15 protein-coding genes and 1 pseudogene are annotated in these 14,701 nt (G+C 71.2%); 6 read left to right on the top strand and 10 right to left on the bottom strand.

Annotation, left to right across the window (positions count from 1 at the left end):
• Window positions 1-219: 219 nt before the first annotated feature.
• Window positions 220-1,200: an SCO0930 family lipoprotein gene (locus ACZ4SA_RS27775; RefSeq protein WP_468279756.1), complete on the bottom strand. Its 981-nt coding sequence runs from the start codon at window positions 1,198-1,200 to the stop codon at window positions 220-222.
• A gap of 218 nt (window positions 1,201-1,418) precedes the next feature.
• Window positions 1,419-2,381, bottom strand: coding sequence for a prolyl aminopeptidase (pip, locus tag ACZ4SA_RS27770; protein ID WP_468279753.1), 963 nt, complete (start codon window positions 2,379-2,381; stop codon window positions 1,419-1,421).
• A 50-nt stretch (window positions 2,382-2,431) separates the two neighbouring features.
• Here pip and ACZ4SA_RS27765 point away from each other — a divergent pair, with 50 nt between their 5' ends.
• Window positions 2,432-2,959 carry a MarR family winged helix-turn-helix transcriptional regulator gene (locus ACZ4SA_RS27765; protein WP_468279750.1) on the top strand — a complete coding sequence of 176 codons (528 nt, stop codon included), beginning with the start codon at window positions 2,432-2,434 and terminating at the stop codon, window positions 2,957-2,959.
• A 164-nt stretch (window positions 2,960-3,123) separates the two neighbouring features.
• Window positions 3,124-3,636, top strand: a complete 513-nt coding sequence (locus ACZ4SA_RS27760; protein WP_468279745.1) for a hypothetical protein — start codon at window positions 3,124-3,126, stop codon at window positions 3,634-3,636.
• A 136-nt stretch (window positions 3,637-3,772) separates the two neighbouring features.
• Here ACZ4SA_RS27760 and ACZ4SA_RS27755 read toward each other — a convergent pair whose 3' ends face one another.
• A complete protein-coding gene (locus ACZ4SA_RS27755) occupies window positions 3,773-4,864 on the bottom strand; it encodes a hypothetical protein (protein WP_468279740.1) in 1,092 nt (363 codons plus the stop codon).
• 451 nt (window positions 4,865-5,315) lie between these two features.
• Here ACZ4SA_RS27755 and ACZ4SA_RS27750 point away from each other — a divergent pair, with 451 nt between their 5' ends.
• A complete protein-coding gene (locus ACZ4SA_RS27750; protein ID WP_468279736.1) occupies window positions 5,316-5,963 on the top strand; it encodes a class F sortase in 648 nt (215 codons plus the stop codon).
• Window positions 5,964-5,970: 7 nt separating this feature from the next.
• On the opposite strand, the gene ACZ4SA_RS27745 is transcribed toward ACZ4SA_RS27750, so the two are convergent.
• Entirely contained in the window at window positions 5,971-6,810 is an 840-nt protein-coding gene (locus ACZ4SA_RS27745) for a polysaccharide deacetylase family protein (protein WP_468279733.1), read from the bottom strand.
• Window positions 6,811-6,970: 160 nt separating this feature from the next.
• Here ACZ4SA_RS27745 and ACZ4SA_RS27740 point away from each other — a divergent pair.
• A pseudogene (locus tag ACZ4SA_RS27740) lies at window positions 6,971-7,084 on the top strand (universal stress protein); the annotation flags it as partial.
• A gap of 107 nt (window positions 7,085-7,191) precedes the next feature.
• Here the strand turns inward: ACZ4SA_RS27740 and ACZ4SA_RS27735 are convergent.
• On the bottom strand, window positions 7,192-8,394 hold the full coding sequence (locus ACZ4SA_RS27735; protein ID WP_468279731.1) for a CapA family protein: 1,203 nt from the start codon (window positions 8,392-8,394) through the stop codon (window positions 7,192-7,194).
• Between the two features lie 273 nt (window positions 8,395-8,667).
• On the opposite strand from ACZ4SA_RS27735, the gene ACZ4SA_RS27730 reads away from it, so the two are divergent.
• Window positions 8,668-9,285 (top strand): sigma-70 family RNA polymerase sigma factor, encoded by a 618-nt coding sequence (locus ACZ4SA_RS27730; RefSeq protein WP_468279728.1) that lies wholly within the window; start codon window positions 8,668-8,670, stop codon window positions 9,283-9,285.
• A gap of 85 nt (window positions 9,286-9,370) precedes the next feature.
• Window positions 9,371-9,886: a hypothetical protein gene (locus ACZ4SA_RS27725; protein WP_468279726.1), complete on the top strand. Its 516-nt coding sequence runs from the start codon at window positions 9,371-9,373 to the stop codon at window positions 9,884-9,886.
• Window positions 9,887-9,898: 12 nt separating this feature from the next.
• Here ACZ4SA_RS27725 and ACZ4SA_RS27720 read toward each other — a convergent pair whose 3' ends face one another.
• From ACZ4SA_RS27720 to ACZ4SA_RS27700, 5 genes are all read right to left on the bottom strand, one after another.
• Window positions 9,899-11,113: a sensor histidine kinase gene (locus tag ACZ4SA_RS27720; protein WP_468279723.1), complete on the bottom strand. Its 1,215-nt coding sequence runs from the start codon at window positions 11,111-11,113 to the stop codon at window positions 9,899-9,901.
• Window positions 11,114-11,161: 48 nt separating this feature from the next.
• The gene (locus ACZ4SA_RS27715; RefSeq protein WP_468279720.1) at window positions 11,162-12,892 is read right to left on the bottom strand and encodes a sodium/solute symporter; all 1,731 of its coding nucleotides are present in this window, start codon (window positions 12,890-12,892) and stop codon (window positions 11,162-11,164) included.
• 22 nt (window positions 12,893-12,914) lie between these two features.
• On the bottom strand, window positions 12,915-13,295 hold the full coding sequence (locus ACZ4SA_RS27710) for a hypothetical protein (RefSeq protein WP_468279715.1): 381 nt from the start codon (window positions 13,293-13,295) through the stop codon (window positions 12,915-12,917).
• A 114-nt stretch (window positions 13,296-13,409) separates the two neighbouring features.
• Entirely contained in the window at window positions 13,410-13,556 is a 147-nt protein-coding gene (locus ACZ4SA_RS27705; protein ID WP_468279711.1) for a hypothetical protein, read from the bottom strand.
• Between the two features lie 268 nt (window positions 13,557-13,824).
• Window positions 13,825-14,631, bottom strand: coding sequence for a LytR/AlgR family response regulator transcription factor (locus tag ACZ4SA_RS27700; protein ID WP_468279706.1), 807 nt, complete (start codon window positions 14,629-14,631; stop codon window positions 13,825-13,827).
• Window positions 14,632-14,701 lie beyond the last annotated feature (70 nt).

Here is a 14,701-nt window from a genome sequence, read left to right as displayed (position 1 = left end):
ATGGCCGGTGTTCGAGCCGAGGCTACTGATCGCCCGCCAAGAGGGCGACCCCAAACGGAAATTCGCGATCCGTTCTTGGTCACACGTGGTCGTCACAAGCCGCCGTCATCCGCCCGCGTCACACCCTGCCGGCACACCCCCGCCGCACATGCGTCGGGCCCGCCTGCACGCCCAGGGGCGTGAGGCGGGCCGACGCCTGCCGGAGGCGCAGCGTGGGGACTACTTGGGCGCTCCGACCGGCTTGCCCTCCGGCGAGACGGCGTACCAGGTGCCGCCGACGCCCTGGCCGTTGGTGTCACCCGCCTTGGAGTCGCCCGCGAAGGTGTAGATCGGCCAGCAGTCGATCGTCTGCTGCTCGATCCCGTCGGGCCGGTCGAAGGTGACGAAGCCCTTCTTGAGGATTCCGACGGTGTCGTTCTTGTCGACGGGCTCCACGACCGGCCACTTCTTGAGGCAGTCTCCAGTGCAGGCTGTCTTCATCGGCCAGGCGGAGTCCTTCATGAAGCGGTAGACGGTCATGCCGTTCTTGTCGACCACGATCTCACCGAGCTTGGGGTCCTTGCGCACGGACAGACCGGCCAGATCGGCGGGCTCCGCTGCCTCGTCGCCGCCCGTCTCCTCGCCGGCCTCCCCGCCCGCGCCGGGGGCGGCCTTCTTGCCGTCGGGGGCCGCCGCGTACCAAGTCCCGCCGACACCCTGGCCCTTGACGTCGCCCGCCTTGGTGTCCTTGGCGTAGCGGTACATCGGCCAGCCGTCGATGGTGAGCTGCTTGGTGCCGTCCGCCCTCGTGACCTCGCCGATCAGCGACGCGTCCACTCCCGGGGCGGCGCTCGCTCCGCCCGCGGCCACGATGGGCCACGCCTTGGCGCAGTCGCCTTCGCAATTCGACTTCGGCGGCTTGGCGGTGTCCTTGTCGAAGCGGTAGAGCGTGCGTCCTTCGCTGTCGGCGACGACCTTGCCCAGGTCCTTGCTCTCCCAGACCGCGAGCTGCCCCGCGGGCTTGGCGGCCGCTGCTTCGCCTCCCGTGTCGGAGCCGTAACCGGCGTCCGAGCCATAGCCGTTGCCGGGCTGAGCGGGGTTGGCGGCGCCTACCGCCTGGCCGTTGGGGGTTTCGGTGCCCGTCTCCTGACCGCACGCCGTCGTCAGCGCGAGTACGGCCGCCGCAGTCACCGCGAGCGAGGCGTTCCGCCAGGTGTTCATGTCCACTCCCGTAGTTCATCCATCTGGTTCCGGCGCCTGGGAGCGCCGTTCATGGCCCTAGGTACGGACGGGAGGGCGACGGGCGTTCAACATGTTGGAAAAAAACTTCGGCGTCGCGGCCGCGAAGGGTCGAAATCCTGCTTCCACCAGGTGAATTCACCCCGGGAGGAGCGGCCGGAGAATTGGCCGGATCTCAACTGCCCCATCGAGCACTCCAGTCACTCGGCGTACCGGAACCGTTCCAGAGCGCCGAGCACCTGCTCGCGCATCGAGGCGCTGCCCTTGTGTCCGGAGTCGTCCACGACCACCAGTTCCGCGTCGGTCCAGTTGCGGGCGAGTTCCCACGCGGTCTCGAGCGGTGAACCGAGATCGAGACGGCCGTGGAAGAGCACTCCGGCAATTCCATTCAACCTCCCGGCGTCGCGCAGCAGCGCCCCCTCCGCCAGCCATGCCCCGTGTGCGAAGTAATGCGCGGCGATCCTCACAAGAGCGAGCCGCTCGTTCGAGGGCCTGCCGCTGTAGGGGTCCGGCCCGCCGTTCGGCTCCAGGGACAGTACGGTGTCCTCCCAGCGACACCACGCGTCGGCCGCGTTCTCCCGTACCGCCCGGTCGGGGCTTTCCATCCGGCGTGCGTACGCGGCGACAAGATCGCCGGCGCCCCCCGCCTCCGGCACGCCGGCGCGGAAACGGTCCCACTGCTCCGGGAAGAAGCGGCCCACTCCCCGGTAGAGCCAGTCGATCTCCCGTCGCCGTGTCGTCGTCACGCCGTTGACGACGATCTCCGAGACCCGCCGCGGATGGCGCTCCGCATAGGCCAGCAGCAGCGTGGACCCCCAAGAGCCGCCGTAGAGGAGCCAGCGCTCGACGCCGAGGTGCTCGCGCAGCCGTTCCATGTCGGCGAGCAGATGTTCCGTGGTGTTCAGGCTCATGTCGGCGGCCGGGTCGGCCGCGTGCGGGGTGCTCCGCCCACAGCCACGCTGGTCGAACAGCACGACCCGGTAGGCGTCCGGGTCGAAGTACCGGCGCATACGTGGGTTGCAGCCGGAACCGGGTCCGCCGTGCACGACGAGCGCAGGCCTGCCCTCCGGGTTGCCGCAGACCTCCCAGTGGACGAGGTTTCCGTCGCCCACATCGAGCATCCCCTGCTCGTGCGGATCGATCGGCGGATACAGCTCTGCCATGGCGGTGTCCTACCCTCCAGCGAGTGCAACAGCGCTGTTATATTACGGGCATGCCTTCCACGAGCCCCGACCCCGGCCCTGCAACCCCGGGCCCGGGCCCCGAGCTGCTCGGCACCCGCCTGCGCCTCCTGCTCACGCTCCTCGAGGCGGACGTCACCGCTGTCCACGACGGACTCGGCCTCGAGGGAATGCGCCCCCGCTACGTACCGTTTCTGCGCACCCTGGCAGCGGACGGCCCGAGCTCCATCCAGGACCTTGCGGCGGCGACCGGCGTCACCCACTCGGCGGCGAGCCAGACGGTCGCCCAGCTCGTCAGGGAAGGCCTCGTCACCGTCGGCCCCGGCAGCGACGGACGCAGGCGCATCGCGTCACTCACCGCGAAGGCCGAGGCCCTGCTGCCCGCATTGGACGCCGAGTGGCAGGCGACTGCTGCGGCCGCCACCGCTTTCGAGGCGGAGCTCGCGTACCCGCTGAGCGAACTCGTCGGCGAGGCTCTGGCAGCCCTGCAGCGCCGTTCGATGCGCCAGCGGATCGCCGACGCAGCACCCGACCTGATCCGCCGCCGCCCCCTGATGTAACACACCGACGACAGCTTCACCTGGCCGGATCGGAAAGATGACCCGTTTGCCCTACAGCAATCGCGGGCGACCGGCGTCGCTTTTAGCGTTTCGGTGATCGAGGTGCACTTTCCGACCCCTGCGGAAATCGTTCCGCGACTGCTCCTCGGGACCGGAGGACGAACATGCGCGCGATAGGTGCCGCATCCGCCGCTCTGCTCGGAGCGGCCGCACTCGCACTGACGGCCCCCTCGGCCGCGGCCGTGAACAACACACCGTACGACTTCGAAGTCACGCCCTCGACCGTCGCCGCGGGCGGGCGCATCACTCTGACCGCGGGCGGCTGCCCCAGCAGCACCACTGTCACCTCTGGTGTCTTCGACACTGTCACCATCCCCCGCAACGGCGCAGCCACAGCCACCATCGACCGGGACGTCAGGCAGGGCGCCGTGTACTCGGTGCAGTTCAACTGCATCGGCCGGGTCGGCACCATCGACCTCACCATCGCCGGCGGGGCTTCCACCCCCTCCGCCCGGTCGACCACCACCGCCCCGCCTCAGGGCGTACGCGGCGGTGTGGGCGGCAGCTTCAAGGAGCTGAACGCGGCGGAGATCGCCGCCGGCAGTGCTCTCGTCGTGGCAGCCGCCACCGCGACCGTGCTTGTCATCCGCAGGCGGTCGTCCAACCGCCAGCACTGATGGACGCGCAGGCCCTGCTGCCCCGCCCAATCACGGCGCCACCCGCTTCGCATGCCGCACCGGCCGCCCGTCGCCCCGAGTCCTGACGAGGATTCGGGGCGACGGGCGTGCGCGACCGGTCGGGAGGTCCGGCTGGTCAGGCCTCCTCTCCGATCGTGCGACGACGGCGCACGATGAACAGGCTGCCGCCGACGGCCGCCGTGGCGACCAGACCCGCGCCGATCGCCATCTCGGCCTTGGTCGGACCGATGGAGCCACCGAGACCACCCTCCGCTCCGCGCCCCCGGAGCACCCTGAACGAAGCCCTGGCGGTCTGCGAGCTGTCGTGGCACCTGACGGTCAAGCTGTAGTTGCCGGGAGTCGCGTTGTTCCGCACGCGGGCCGTGGCAACCGACTCGTCGGAGCCCCTGAAAACACCGTCCCCGCCGAAGCCGGCGAGCCCACGGTCGCGACCGTCGCCGCCGCGGCCGCGGTCGCGGTCGTTGCCCCGGTTGCCGTTGTCACCCCGGTTGTCGCCGTTGCCGCCTCGGTTGCCGTTGTCACCCCGGTTGTCGCCGTTGCCGCCTCGGTTGCCGTTGTCACCCCGGTTGTCGCCGCGGTCTCCGCCAAAGCCCCCGTTGCCGCCACCGTTGTTGTCGCCGCGGTCACCGCCAAAGCCCCCGTTGCCGCCACCGTTGTTGTCGCCGCGGTCACCGCCAAAGCCCCCGTTGCCGCCACCGTTGTTGTCGCCGCGGTCACCACCAAAGCCCCCGTTGCCCCCACCATTGTTGTCGCCGTTCCCCCCACCGTTGCTGTCACCGCGGTCACCACCGTTCCCCCCGTTGCCCCCACCATTGTTGTCGCCGTTCCCCCCACCGTTGCTGTCACCGCGGTCACCACCATTGCCCCCGTTGCCCCCACCGGTGTTGTCGCCGTTGCCGCCACTCCCCCCTCCGTTGTTGTCGCCGTTCCCCCCGCCGTTGCTGTCACCGCGGTCACCATCGTTCCCCCCGTTGCCCCCACCGTTCACCCCGCCGTCACCACCATTGCCCCCGCGGTCACCGCCATCAGCACCGTTGCCACCGGAGTCCCGGTCACCACCATTGCCGCGGTCATTGCCATCACTGCCGGCCCGTACACCGCCGGGTCCGTAGAAGCCCCGGGCCCCGCTGAAGGAGAGCGTCGCGTCCGGGAACGCGTTGGAGCTGACCACGCCGCCGCGGCGGCATCCGTCGACGTGGATGGTCAAAATGCCGCCCTGAAATACGGAGGACGGGCTGACTCGGACGTTCCGCGGGCCGCTGCTGCCGCCGGCGACCGCCATGGGAGCGCATAGTCCGACGGCCGCGCAGGCGGTCACCGTCGCTGCGAGAGCGCGTGAGGCACGCATCGTTGAACCTCCAGAAGGAAGACGCCCCAAAGCGGCGCTCCGGGATATTCGACGAGTACGTCTTCCATGACGAACCATCACTGGGTGACGCGTTCGACGCATTTCGGGCTTGGTCCACCCCGGTGAGGCGACACGCCGACCGAGCAGCTCTTTCCTGACGGAGCCGCAGGTCACAGACCGTCAGAGCTTTTATCGGCCCAAATGCTCGGATGGGCCAGCACCAACCACCCCTGCCACCCGTTCGCGCTTCCCCCCTCGCAGGACGTGCGCACCGCGCATAGCGTGCTCACAAATGCGCGAAGGGAGAACCATGGGCCAGGACAGGTACGGCGCTCGGACGCGGAGACGCTCGCCCTGGGGGGTACTGGCTCTCGTCATGCTCACCGGGCTTGCCATGGTGAGGAACGGCGTGGATGTGGGCCTCGGGCCGCCGCAACCGGCTGCCGCCGCGTCCCAGGGGAGGGTGGGCGAGACGTTCCTTCCCGTACCGCTGGAGCCTCTGCCGTACGCCCCGGCGGCACGGGTGCGCATCCCGTCGATCAAGGTCGACGCCCCGATCGTGAACGTTGGACTGGACCCGGAGGGCTGGGTGGAGGCGCCGCCGCCGCACGATCCCAACCTCGCGGGCTGGTACCAGAACGGGGTGGCCCCGGGGCAGCGCGGCACCGCCGTCATCGTCGGGCACGTGGACAACCAGGCCGGCCCCGCCGTCTTCTACGGCCTCGGTTCCGTCAAGACGGGCCATCTGATCGACGTGCCACGCTTCGACGGCCGTGTCGCCGTCTTCGAGGTGTACGGGGTCGAGGTCTTCGCCAAGAACGACTTCCCCGGCGTACGGGTGTACGCCGACACCGGCCGGCCCGAGCTGCGCGTGATCACATGCGGCGGGGGCTACACCAAGGCGGGCGGCTACGACGGCAACGTGGTGCTCTTCGCCCGGATGGTCAAGGTGGTCTGAGCGAGGGTCAGCGGCGGGGAACGGTGATCCGGTACCCCTTGTCGAGCAGCTTCGGCAGATATCTTCGCAGCGCCGCGACGCTCTGCGACCGGTTGCCGCCCGCGTCGTGCGACAGGACGACCACTCCCGGTGCCGCGCCTTTGAGCACCCGCCGGACGATGGTGTCGGTGCCGGGGGTCGTCCAGTCAAGTGTGTCGACGGTCCATCCGAGCGGCTCCATGCCCAGCTTGGCGCCGATCTCGAAGGAGCGGCGGTTCCAGGCACCGTAGGGGGCGCGGTACCACAGTGGCGGCTCGCCCACCGCCTCGTCGATCACCTCGCTGGTGCGGCCCAACTGGTCGTTGATCCCGGACGGCGACAGTTTGGGGATCAGCGGGTGGGACCAGGTGTGGTTGCCCACCACATGTCCGTCCCCGGCCATCTCCCGCAGCAGATCGCGGTGGGAGGTGGCCATCTCGCCGCAGACGAAGAACATGGCCCGCACGTCGTGCGTGCGCAGAACGCCGAGGATGTCCGGCGTGTAGCGGGGGTCGGGACCGTCGTCGAAGGTGAGGACCATGGTGCGGCCCCGGGCGGGGACCTCGAGGAAGGGCTGCTTGCGCACCGGCGGTGTGGCCCGTCGCCGCGCGGGCGGTGCGTACGCCGTCATGGGCCGCAGCCGGTAGGACGCGGCCTGCGGCGGACGGGCGGCTGCCTGCGGGCCCGCGGCCGGCGCGGGGCCGGCGGGGGCGCGTCCCGGGGTCTCGGCCCGTTCGCCGACGAGCATGCCTCCGAAGGCGGCGGCACCGAGGCAGGCGGCGATGCGGAACACCGAACGGCGGCCGGGAAGCAGCTGATCCTCTTTCATGACCAACTGCTCGCACGACCGCTGCCGCGGCCGTCTGATCAACACCGGTTACCGGGACGAGACCACCCGATGGGAGCAGTGCCGGAGCGGGCGGCGGCGCGGCTCGTCGCGGGGCGGGGCTCCCGGCGGGCAGGCAGCGAGGAGCCGACAGCCTTTTCGTGTGACGGAGCAATCGCCGCATCGGTTCGAACGGAGCAGGGACGGCTCGAAGGTGATCGTCGTCGGCGTGAACGGCTCCGACTCGTCCCTGCGGGCGCCGGCACAAGCGAGCGGCGGCAGAACGCGCTGCTCGAGCGGACTGTCATCCCTTGGTCCCGGGCGGCGGCCGCCGTCCCGCAATCCCGGCCGGTGACCGTCGTCCCGTGTTCCCGGCCGGCGCTGTCAGCGCCCCATGGTGAGGCCGTCCGCTGCTGCCCCGCGGCTGAGGACGGCGTCGCTGATCGCCGCGCGGGCGGTGACGTAGTCGTCGCGCGGGCCCTCGCGGCGGATCGCGTCCACCAGGGTGACGACGCGGCCCGCGACCGTGTCCATCCACTGCGGGATGTACTCGGCCTTCGTGACCTTCCAGCGGCCGTTGCTCGTGTCGGGCGGGGCGAAGGTGAAGCGGGCGATGGAGCTCTCGTTGCCGCGCGGGTCCGGTTCGCCGAGGTGGTTGATCATGGCGCCGGCGATCTGGTCGCCCATGCCGTAGACGATCCAGGTGCCGTTGACCTTCTCGTATGCCTGCGGGACATGGGCGTGGGTGCCGAGGATCAGATCGATGTCGGGGCGTCCGCCCGTGGTGGAGGCGGTGAGCGACCGGCCGAGGTCCAGCTGCCGCTGGTCGGGGGCGGTCTGCCACTCGGTGCCCCAGTGGAGGCTGACGACGACCACATCGGCGCCGGCGCGCCTTGCGGCGCGGGCGTCGTCGATGATCTGCCGCTCGTCGATGAGGTCGACGCTCCAGGGCGGGTCCGCGGGCAGCCGGTATCCGTTGATGCCGTAGGTGTAGGCGAGTTGGGCCACCCGGGCGCCGTTGGCGGTGAGCCAGGCGGGGTGGCCGGCCTCCTCGGGGGTGCGTGCAGAACCGGCGTGCTTGACGCCGGCGCGGTCCAGGGCGTCCAAGGTGCGCCACACCCCCGCGGTTCCGTCGTCGAGGGAGTGGTTGGAGGCGGTGGAGCAGGAGTCGTAACCGATCGAGGCGAGCGCTTCGGCGATCTCGGGCGGCGACTTGAAGAGGGGGTAGCCGGTGTATTCGCCGTTCGCGCCGTAGACGGTCTCCATGTGGCAGATGGCGATGTCCGCGCTGGAGACGACGGGGCCGACGGCGGCGAGCATGGGGCGGAAGTCGTAGCCGTGGCCGCGCCCGGCCTCGGCGGCCTGATTGATGACCGCGCCGTGCGGGAGCACGTCCCCGCTGGCCACGAGTGTGAAGCCGCGCCGGGCAGCTGCGGCGCCGGCGGCGGGGGGCGCGATGCCGGAGGAGTCCTTCCCGAGTGCGGCGCGGTGGCCCGGTTCCTGCAGACCGGCGCAGCCCGCCGCTCCTGCGAGCAGCACAGCACAGACAGCCACGGTGGTCCGTGGCGCGCGTCGCGTGTGCGTCATCGTCGACGCACCTCCCATTTGTGTGATGAGCGGCATGTCTATCGAATCCATAGGTGCGGGCTCCGCCGAGTCAAGCGACCGGGCCGGTGCGGTCACCGCAACGGACCTGTGCGTTCCGAACGGGCCGGCCGGGTCGGTTGACCGTTCACCGCACCACTCGCCGCTCGGTGCGACCGTTCGTCGACGACAGCGGTACGCCGTCTGTCGCCCCGCGCCGGGATGCGTTCGTATACGCCACGTGGCAGCAGACCTCTGCGGAGAAGGGTGTGGGCAATGGCGACGGCAACCACGACCACCGACGAGCGGACCTTGGCGGATCTGCAGCGCGAGCACGGGCCCGCACTGCTGAGCTTTCTGCTCGGGCTGACCTACGGGGACCAGCAGCGCGCCGAGGACCTGGTGCAGGAGACGCTGCTACGGGCCTGGCAGCACCCGGAGGCCTTCGACGCGCCCTACGAGTCCATGCGCCCCTGGCTCTTCACCGTGGGTCGCCGGCTCGCGATCGACGCCCGGCGCTCGCGCCTGGCCCGCCCCACGGAGATCGGCGACGGCGTGCTCGCCACCACACCCGACCCCGCGGACCTCACGGAGAGCGCGGTCGCCGCGCTCGACGTGCGCGCGGCGGTCGGGTCACTGAGTCCCGAGCATCGCGCCGTCCTCGTCCAGATCTACTTCCACGGTCTGAGCGTGAACGAGGCCGCCCAGGCCCTCGGCATTCCGCCGGGCACCGTCAAGTCCCGCTCGCACTACGCACTGCGCGCCCTCGCCGGCTGCCTGCCGGGCTACAGCAGGCGCACCGCCACCTCCGCCCCCGGCGCACCGGTGATGAGCGCCTCCCCCACGGGTCACGGCCGCCGGGCGGCCGTATGCGAAACGTCACGCGCCAGTTGAGCAAAGACGTGCCGCCGGCCGTGTTTGTCGGTGGAGGCTCGTGGTCGAGACGCGAACGCAGGCGTACGGAAGAGGGTGGAGGAGAGTGCAGCCCGAGAGTACGAACGGCACCAGTGGAGGCGGGCTCGCGGTCCCCATGGCGTGGCTCTGCGCCGAGTACACGGCCGACGAGATGCTGCGCAACAGCGCCCTGGTGGACAGTGGCTCGCTCGAATTCCGGGCCGGCCGGCAGACACTCGCGCTCACCATCCATCTGTGCGACGGGACGGACCCCCCTGCCGGCATCCGCACGGCCGCCCGCATCGACCACTGGCTGACGGTGACGTCGTACGGGCATCCCTGGCCGCAGTGGGTGCAACGACAACTCGCCGCTCGGGCGGAGCGGATGCGGCACGGCGGCGAGGACCCCGACCTGGCACTCGCCTCTGAGGCCTGGCACCGGCTGCGGAACACCGAACTGCTCGCCACCGACCTGGGGAATCTCGAGCCGTGGCACCCTGCGAACGTTCCGGAACCGGCCGTCGACGAAGCCGCCCAGGTGTGGACACCGGCGTGGGAGCTGGGGCTGCCGCTCGGCCACCTGGCCATCCACCTGTGGTGAACGCGGCGCACCTCAGCTGCGCGGTCCCGCCGACGAATGGACGCCCGCACGGTACTTGGGAATGCGGACGGTTATTTTCATGCCCGCGCCGACGGCCGTCTCGATGACCAGCCCGTAGTCGTCGCCGTACACCTGGCGCAGTCGCTCGTCGACGTTGCTCAGCCCGATCCCCGACGAGGTGCTGCGCTCCCCCGCGAGGATGCCACGCAGGACGTCCGGGTCCATCCCCACGCCGTCGTCCTCGATGGTCACCATCGCCTCGGCGCCCGCGTCCTGGGCGGCGATCGTGACGCGGCACTCGTTCCTCGAGTCCTCGAGCCCGTGCTTGACGGCGTTCTCGACGAGGGGCTGCAGGCACAGGAACGGCAGGGCCACCGGCAGGACCTCCGGGGCGACCTGGAGCGTGACCTTCAGGCGGTCGCCGAACCGGGCCCCGGCGAGCCCCAGGTACTGCTCGATGGAGCGCAGTTCGTCGGCCAGCTGGGTGAACTCGCCGTGCCGCCGGAAGGAGTAGCGCGTGAAGTCGGCGAACTCGAGAAGCAGTTCACGGGCGCGCTCGGGGTCGGTGCGGACGAAGGACGCGATCGCGGCGAGCGAGTTGAAGATGAAGTGCGGGGAGATCTGCGCGCGCAGAGCCCGGATCTCCGCCTCGATCAGGGCGGTGCGGGACCGGTCGAGCTCGGCGAGTTCCAGCTGTACGGAGACCCAGCGGGCCACCTCGGTGGCGGCCCGAACCAGGACGGCGGACTCCCGTGACCCGTAGGCGACCAGGGCCCCCAGCACGCCTTCCTCGCCGATCAGGGGGGCGATCACGACCCAGCGCAGCGGGCAGTCCAGGTCGTCGCACTCGGAGTGGACGCTCTGGCTGCGCCCGGAGTCGAGCATCTCGGCCACGAGCGCCATCACCTGCTGCCGGTGGCGCTCCGCGCCGGGGCCGTCCCAGGCGAGCACCGCTTCGCGGTCGGTGAGGCAGAGCGCCTCCGTGCCGAGCAGGGAACGCAGTCGGCGGGCGGCCTTGCGGGCGGTGTCCTGCGTGAGGCCCGCGCGGAGCGGCGGAGCGGCGAGAGACGCGGTGTGCAGCGTGTGGAAGGTGGCCCGTTCCACGGGCGTGCCGAGGTCCAGGTCGGGCCGTGCGTCGCGCCCGGCCGTCATCCGGCCGAGCACCATGCCGACGGCCAGCAGTACGATCCCCGCCGCGGCCAGCGCGGCCGCTCCGGTGCCGGTCATCGCGGCCACTCCGGTGTGCCGATCACGTCAGTGCCCCTTCGCCGGTCATCACTGTGCTCCTTCGTGCTGCGGTCTGCCGACGAGGTCCTCGGGGAGATGCAGCCGGGCCAGGGTGGCTGCCGCGCCGGCGGGTATGTGGCGCGGGGTGGCCAGGGAGACGGCCACCATGGTCAGGAATCCGAGCGGTACCGACCAGACCGCGGGCCAGGCCATCAGCGTGTGCGCCCAGCCCTCCGGGGCGAGCCCGGTGCGCGTGGCCATCACCGCGGTCAGTGCCGCGCCGCCGCCGGCGACGAGGCCGGCGGCCGCCCCCGGCGGGGTGAGCCCACGCCACCAGATACCGAGGATCAGCAGCGGACAGAACGAGGAAGCAGCGACGGCGAAGGCGAGTCCGACCGCGTCGGCGACCGGCACGTTGGACGCCACCACGCTCAGCGCGAGCGGCGCGGCCATGGCGATCAGGGTCGCCAGGCGGAAGTGCCGTACACCGCGCGAGGGCAGCACGTCCTGCGTGATCACGCCGGCCACCGACATGGTGAGCCCGGAAGCGGTGGACAGGAAAGCCGCAAACGCGCCCCCGGCGAGGAGCGCGCCGAGCAGCTCGCCGGCGAGCCCGCCGACGATCCGTTCCGGCAGTATCAGGACGGCGGCGTCGGTGGCGCCGGTCAGGGCGAGTTCGGGGGCGTAGATCCGCCCGAGCGCGCCGTAGACCGGTGGGAGCAGGTAGAACGCGCCGATCAGGCCGAGCACGACCAGGGTGGTGCGACGGGCGGCACGCCCGTTCGGGCTGGTGTAGAAGCGGACGGCGACATGCGGAAGCCCCATGGTGCCGAGAAACGTGGCGAGGATCAGCCCGTACGTCGCGTACAGCTGATGGCCGTCCCGGCCACCCGACAGTGGCTGCGACCAGCTGAACGGATCGGTGCCCTCCGTCGTCCGCTGCGGCACTTCCGCGCCCTCGGGGAACCGGAGGGTCGTGCCGGCCTCGATGCGGTGTGTGCCCTCGTCGAGCGCGACGGGCCGCTCCTGGTGGCGGATGCCGTCGACCGCGCCGGTAACGGTGAGCGTCAGCGGAGCGTCGAGGTCGACGCGGACGGTGTCGCCGACGCGGACCTCCGTGTGCTTGTGGAAGACGGCGGGCACGTCGAACCGGGCGCGCGGAGCGTCGTCGCCGAGCCAGGCCGCGACGAGGAACAGTGCCGGTACCAGAAGGGCGGTGAGCTTCAGCCAGTACTGGAAGGCCTGTACGAAGGTGATGCTGCGCATGCCGCCGGCGGCGACGGCCCCGGTGACCACGAGGGCCACCACGACGCTGCCGACCCAGTCCGGGGCGCCGGTGAGGATCTGCAGCGTCAGGCCCGCGCCCTGCAGTTGAGGCAGCAGGTACAGCCAGCCGATGCCGACGACGAACAGGCTCGCCAGCCTGCGCACCCGCGCGGACTCCAGCCGGGCCTCCGCGAAGTCGGACAGGGTGTACGCCCCCGAGCGCCGTAGCGGAGCGGCTACCAGCACCAGCAGGACGAGGTAGCCGGCGGTGTAGCCGACCGGATACCAGAGCATGTCCGGGCCCTGCAGGAGCACCAGTCCCGCGATGCCCAGGAACGAGGCGGCGGACAGGTACTCGCCGCTGATGGCCGCGGCGTTGAGACCCGGTTTGACCGTGCGGGAGGCGACGTAGAAGTCGGAGGTGGTGCGGGATATGCGCAGGCCGAGCGCGCCGACGAGCACGGTGGCGAGCACCACGACGGTGACGGCCGTCACCGCGTAGGTCTGGTTCACGTGGCGTCTCCCGGCCGCACCCTCAGCGTCCTTCGACGAGCCTGGTGAAGTCGCGTTCGTTCCGTTCGGCCCGGCGCACGTACCAGCGGGCGGTCAGCCACATCACGGGGTAGGCGGCGACACCGAGAGCAGCCCAGACGAAGGGCTCGGGTGAACCGGGTGCACCGCCGAGGGCGGCCGGGAGCGTGAAGAGCAGCGGCAGCGAGCCGACGAGCAGGGCGAGCGTGCCAAGGGCGCAGAGGGCGGCCCGCAGCTGGCTGCGCATCAGGGAGCGGACGTAGGTGGTGCCGAGCGTGGTCTGCTCGCTGATCTCCGAGCGGGCCGGAGCATGACCGGGCGGGCGCCGGGTGCCGCGCGGCACTCCGGTGACCACCTCGCGGCGGGGGGTTTGCTCTGCAGACATCGTCGTCCGCTCCAGCGTCTCTCGGCGAACTCGGGGAGGTGGTGGAGTCTACGCAGGAGTGATTACCGACGGTAGAGAGGAGGGGCAGCGGGCGGCCGCCGTCTCCCGGCGTGGTCAGCGGACCGTGTAGCGGGCGCAGTCGCTCAGCGCGATCTCCAGCTCGACGTACGACTCCTCCGCCCTGCGGAACGCGACTTCCAGGGCGGCCTCACCGCACGGTCCGGCCAGGCCCCTGGCCGACTCCCGGATCTCGTAGATCACATCCGCCCAGCGGCCTGCGGCGCTTCTGACCGTGGCGAGGAGCGCCTCCAGGTCACGGGCGCCGGCCGGGCGGGGCGCCGGGAGCCTGCGCAGCTCGCAGTGCTTCGATGTCGCGCATCAGGCCCCATTCTTCCCAGCCCGATCAAGGTCAGGTGCGCGCTCGGCCCGCCGATGCCAGGTCCGCTGCCGCCTCGCCCAGCGGCACGGCCGGGTCGCCGTGCGGCCCCGGCCGGCGACGAGCGGTCGGCCGCGACCGCCGAACGGTCGGTCAGCGCCTGGCATGCCCCATCAGCAGGTCGCGCAGCTGGCGTGCGTGGCGCCGGCTGACGGCGAGTTCCGCTTCGCCCACCCGCACGGTCGTCGCGCCTGCGTCCAGCCGGAGTTCGTCGATGCGTCCCAGCGCCACCAGATGGCTGCGGTGGATCCTCACGAACCCCCGGGAGGCCCAGCGTTCCTCCAGAGTGGACAGCGGTATACGCACCAGGTGGCTCCCGTCGGCCGTGTGGAGCCGCGCGTAGTCGCCCTGCGCCTCGACATAGGTGATGTCGTCCACCGGCACGAACCGGGTGACGCCGCCCAGTTCCACGGGTATCTGCTCCGCTCCCCCGCCGGCGCCGGCGCCGGCCAAAGGTGCGGCGCCGGGCACGTGCGGCGGGGCGTCGGCGCGCTGTGGCTCGCGCGGGGCCCCGACAAGGTCGCTCACCCTGCGCACGGCTTCCGCCAGGCGCTCCCTGCGTACGGGCTTGAGGACGTAGTCGACGGCCTTGAGGTCGAACGCCTGCACCGCGAAACCCTCGTGCGCCGTGACGAAGACGATCAGCGGCGGTCTGGCGAACCCGGCGAGGAGCCTCGCGACATCGAGCCCCGTGAGCCCGGCCATGTGGATGTCGAGGAAGACGACGTCGATGCCGTCCTCGCCGTCCGGCCCTGCCTCCAGGGCACGGCCGATACGGCGCAGCGCCTCCGTGGCGTCGGTGGCCCCCTCGGCGCTGCGGACACGTGAGTCGGCACGCAGGAGGTACAGCAGCTCTTCGAGCGCCGGTTTCTCGTCGTCGACAGCCAGTACGCGCAGCATGCAGCGGAGTTTAGGGCCTCTCACGGCGGTGCGACCCGCCCTCGTGCGGGCGGCCGGCTTTGCGATTGCG

This window comes from Streptomyces sp. NPDC027962 (assembly GCF_055566095.1).
Note: the sequence above shows the minus strand (reverse complement) of the source record. Positions and strands in the feature narration are given on the sequence as shown.

Coding starts and splice junctions, on each gene's coding strand:
- ACZ4SA_RS27775 (WP_468279756.1), bottom strand. CDS start 1,200: ATGAACACCTGGCGGAACGCCTCGCTCGCGGTGACTGCGGCGGCCGTA.
- pip (WP_468279753.1), bottom strand. CDS start 2,381: ATGGCAGAGCTGTATCCGCCGATCGATCCGCACGAGCAGGGGATGCTC.
- ACZ4SA_RS27765 (WP_468279750.1), top strand. CDS start 2,432: ATGCCTTCCACGAGCCCCGACCCCGGCCCTGCAACCCCGGGCCCGGGC.
- ACZ4SA_RS27760 (WP_468279745.1), top strand. CDS start 3,124: ATGCGCGCGATAGGTGCCGCATCCGCCGCTCTGCTCGGAGCGGCCGCA.
- ACZ4SA_RS27750 (WP_468279736.1), top strand. CDS start 5,316: ATGGGCCAGGACAGGTACGGCGCTCGGACGCGGAGACGCTCGCCCTGG.
- ACZ4SA_RS27745 (WP_468279733.1), bottom strand. CDS start 6,810: ATGAAAGAGGATCAGCTGCTTCCCGGCCGCCGTTCGGTGTTCCGCATC.
- ACZ4SA_RS27735 (WP_468279731.1), bottom strand. CDS start 8,394: ATGACGCACACGCGACGCGCGCCACGGACCACCGTGGCTGTCTGTGCT.
- ACZ4SA_RS27730 (WP_468279728.1), top strand. CDS start 8,668: ATGGCGACGGCAACCACGACCACCGACGAGCGGACCTTGGCGGATCTG.
- ACZ4SA_RS27720 (WP_468279723.1), bottom strand. CDS start 11,113: ATGACCGGCACCGGAGCGGCCGCGCTGGCCGCGGCGGGGATCGTACTG.
- ACZ4SA_RS27710 (WP_468279715.1), bottom strand. CDS start 13,295: ATGTCTGCAGAGCAAACCCCCCGCCGCGAGGTGGTCACCGGAGTGCCG.
- ACZ4SA_RS27700 (WP_468279706.1), bottom strand. CDS start 14,631: ATGCTGCGCGTACTGGCTGTCGACGACGAGAAACCGGCGCTCGAAGAG.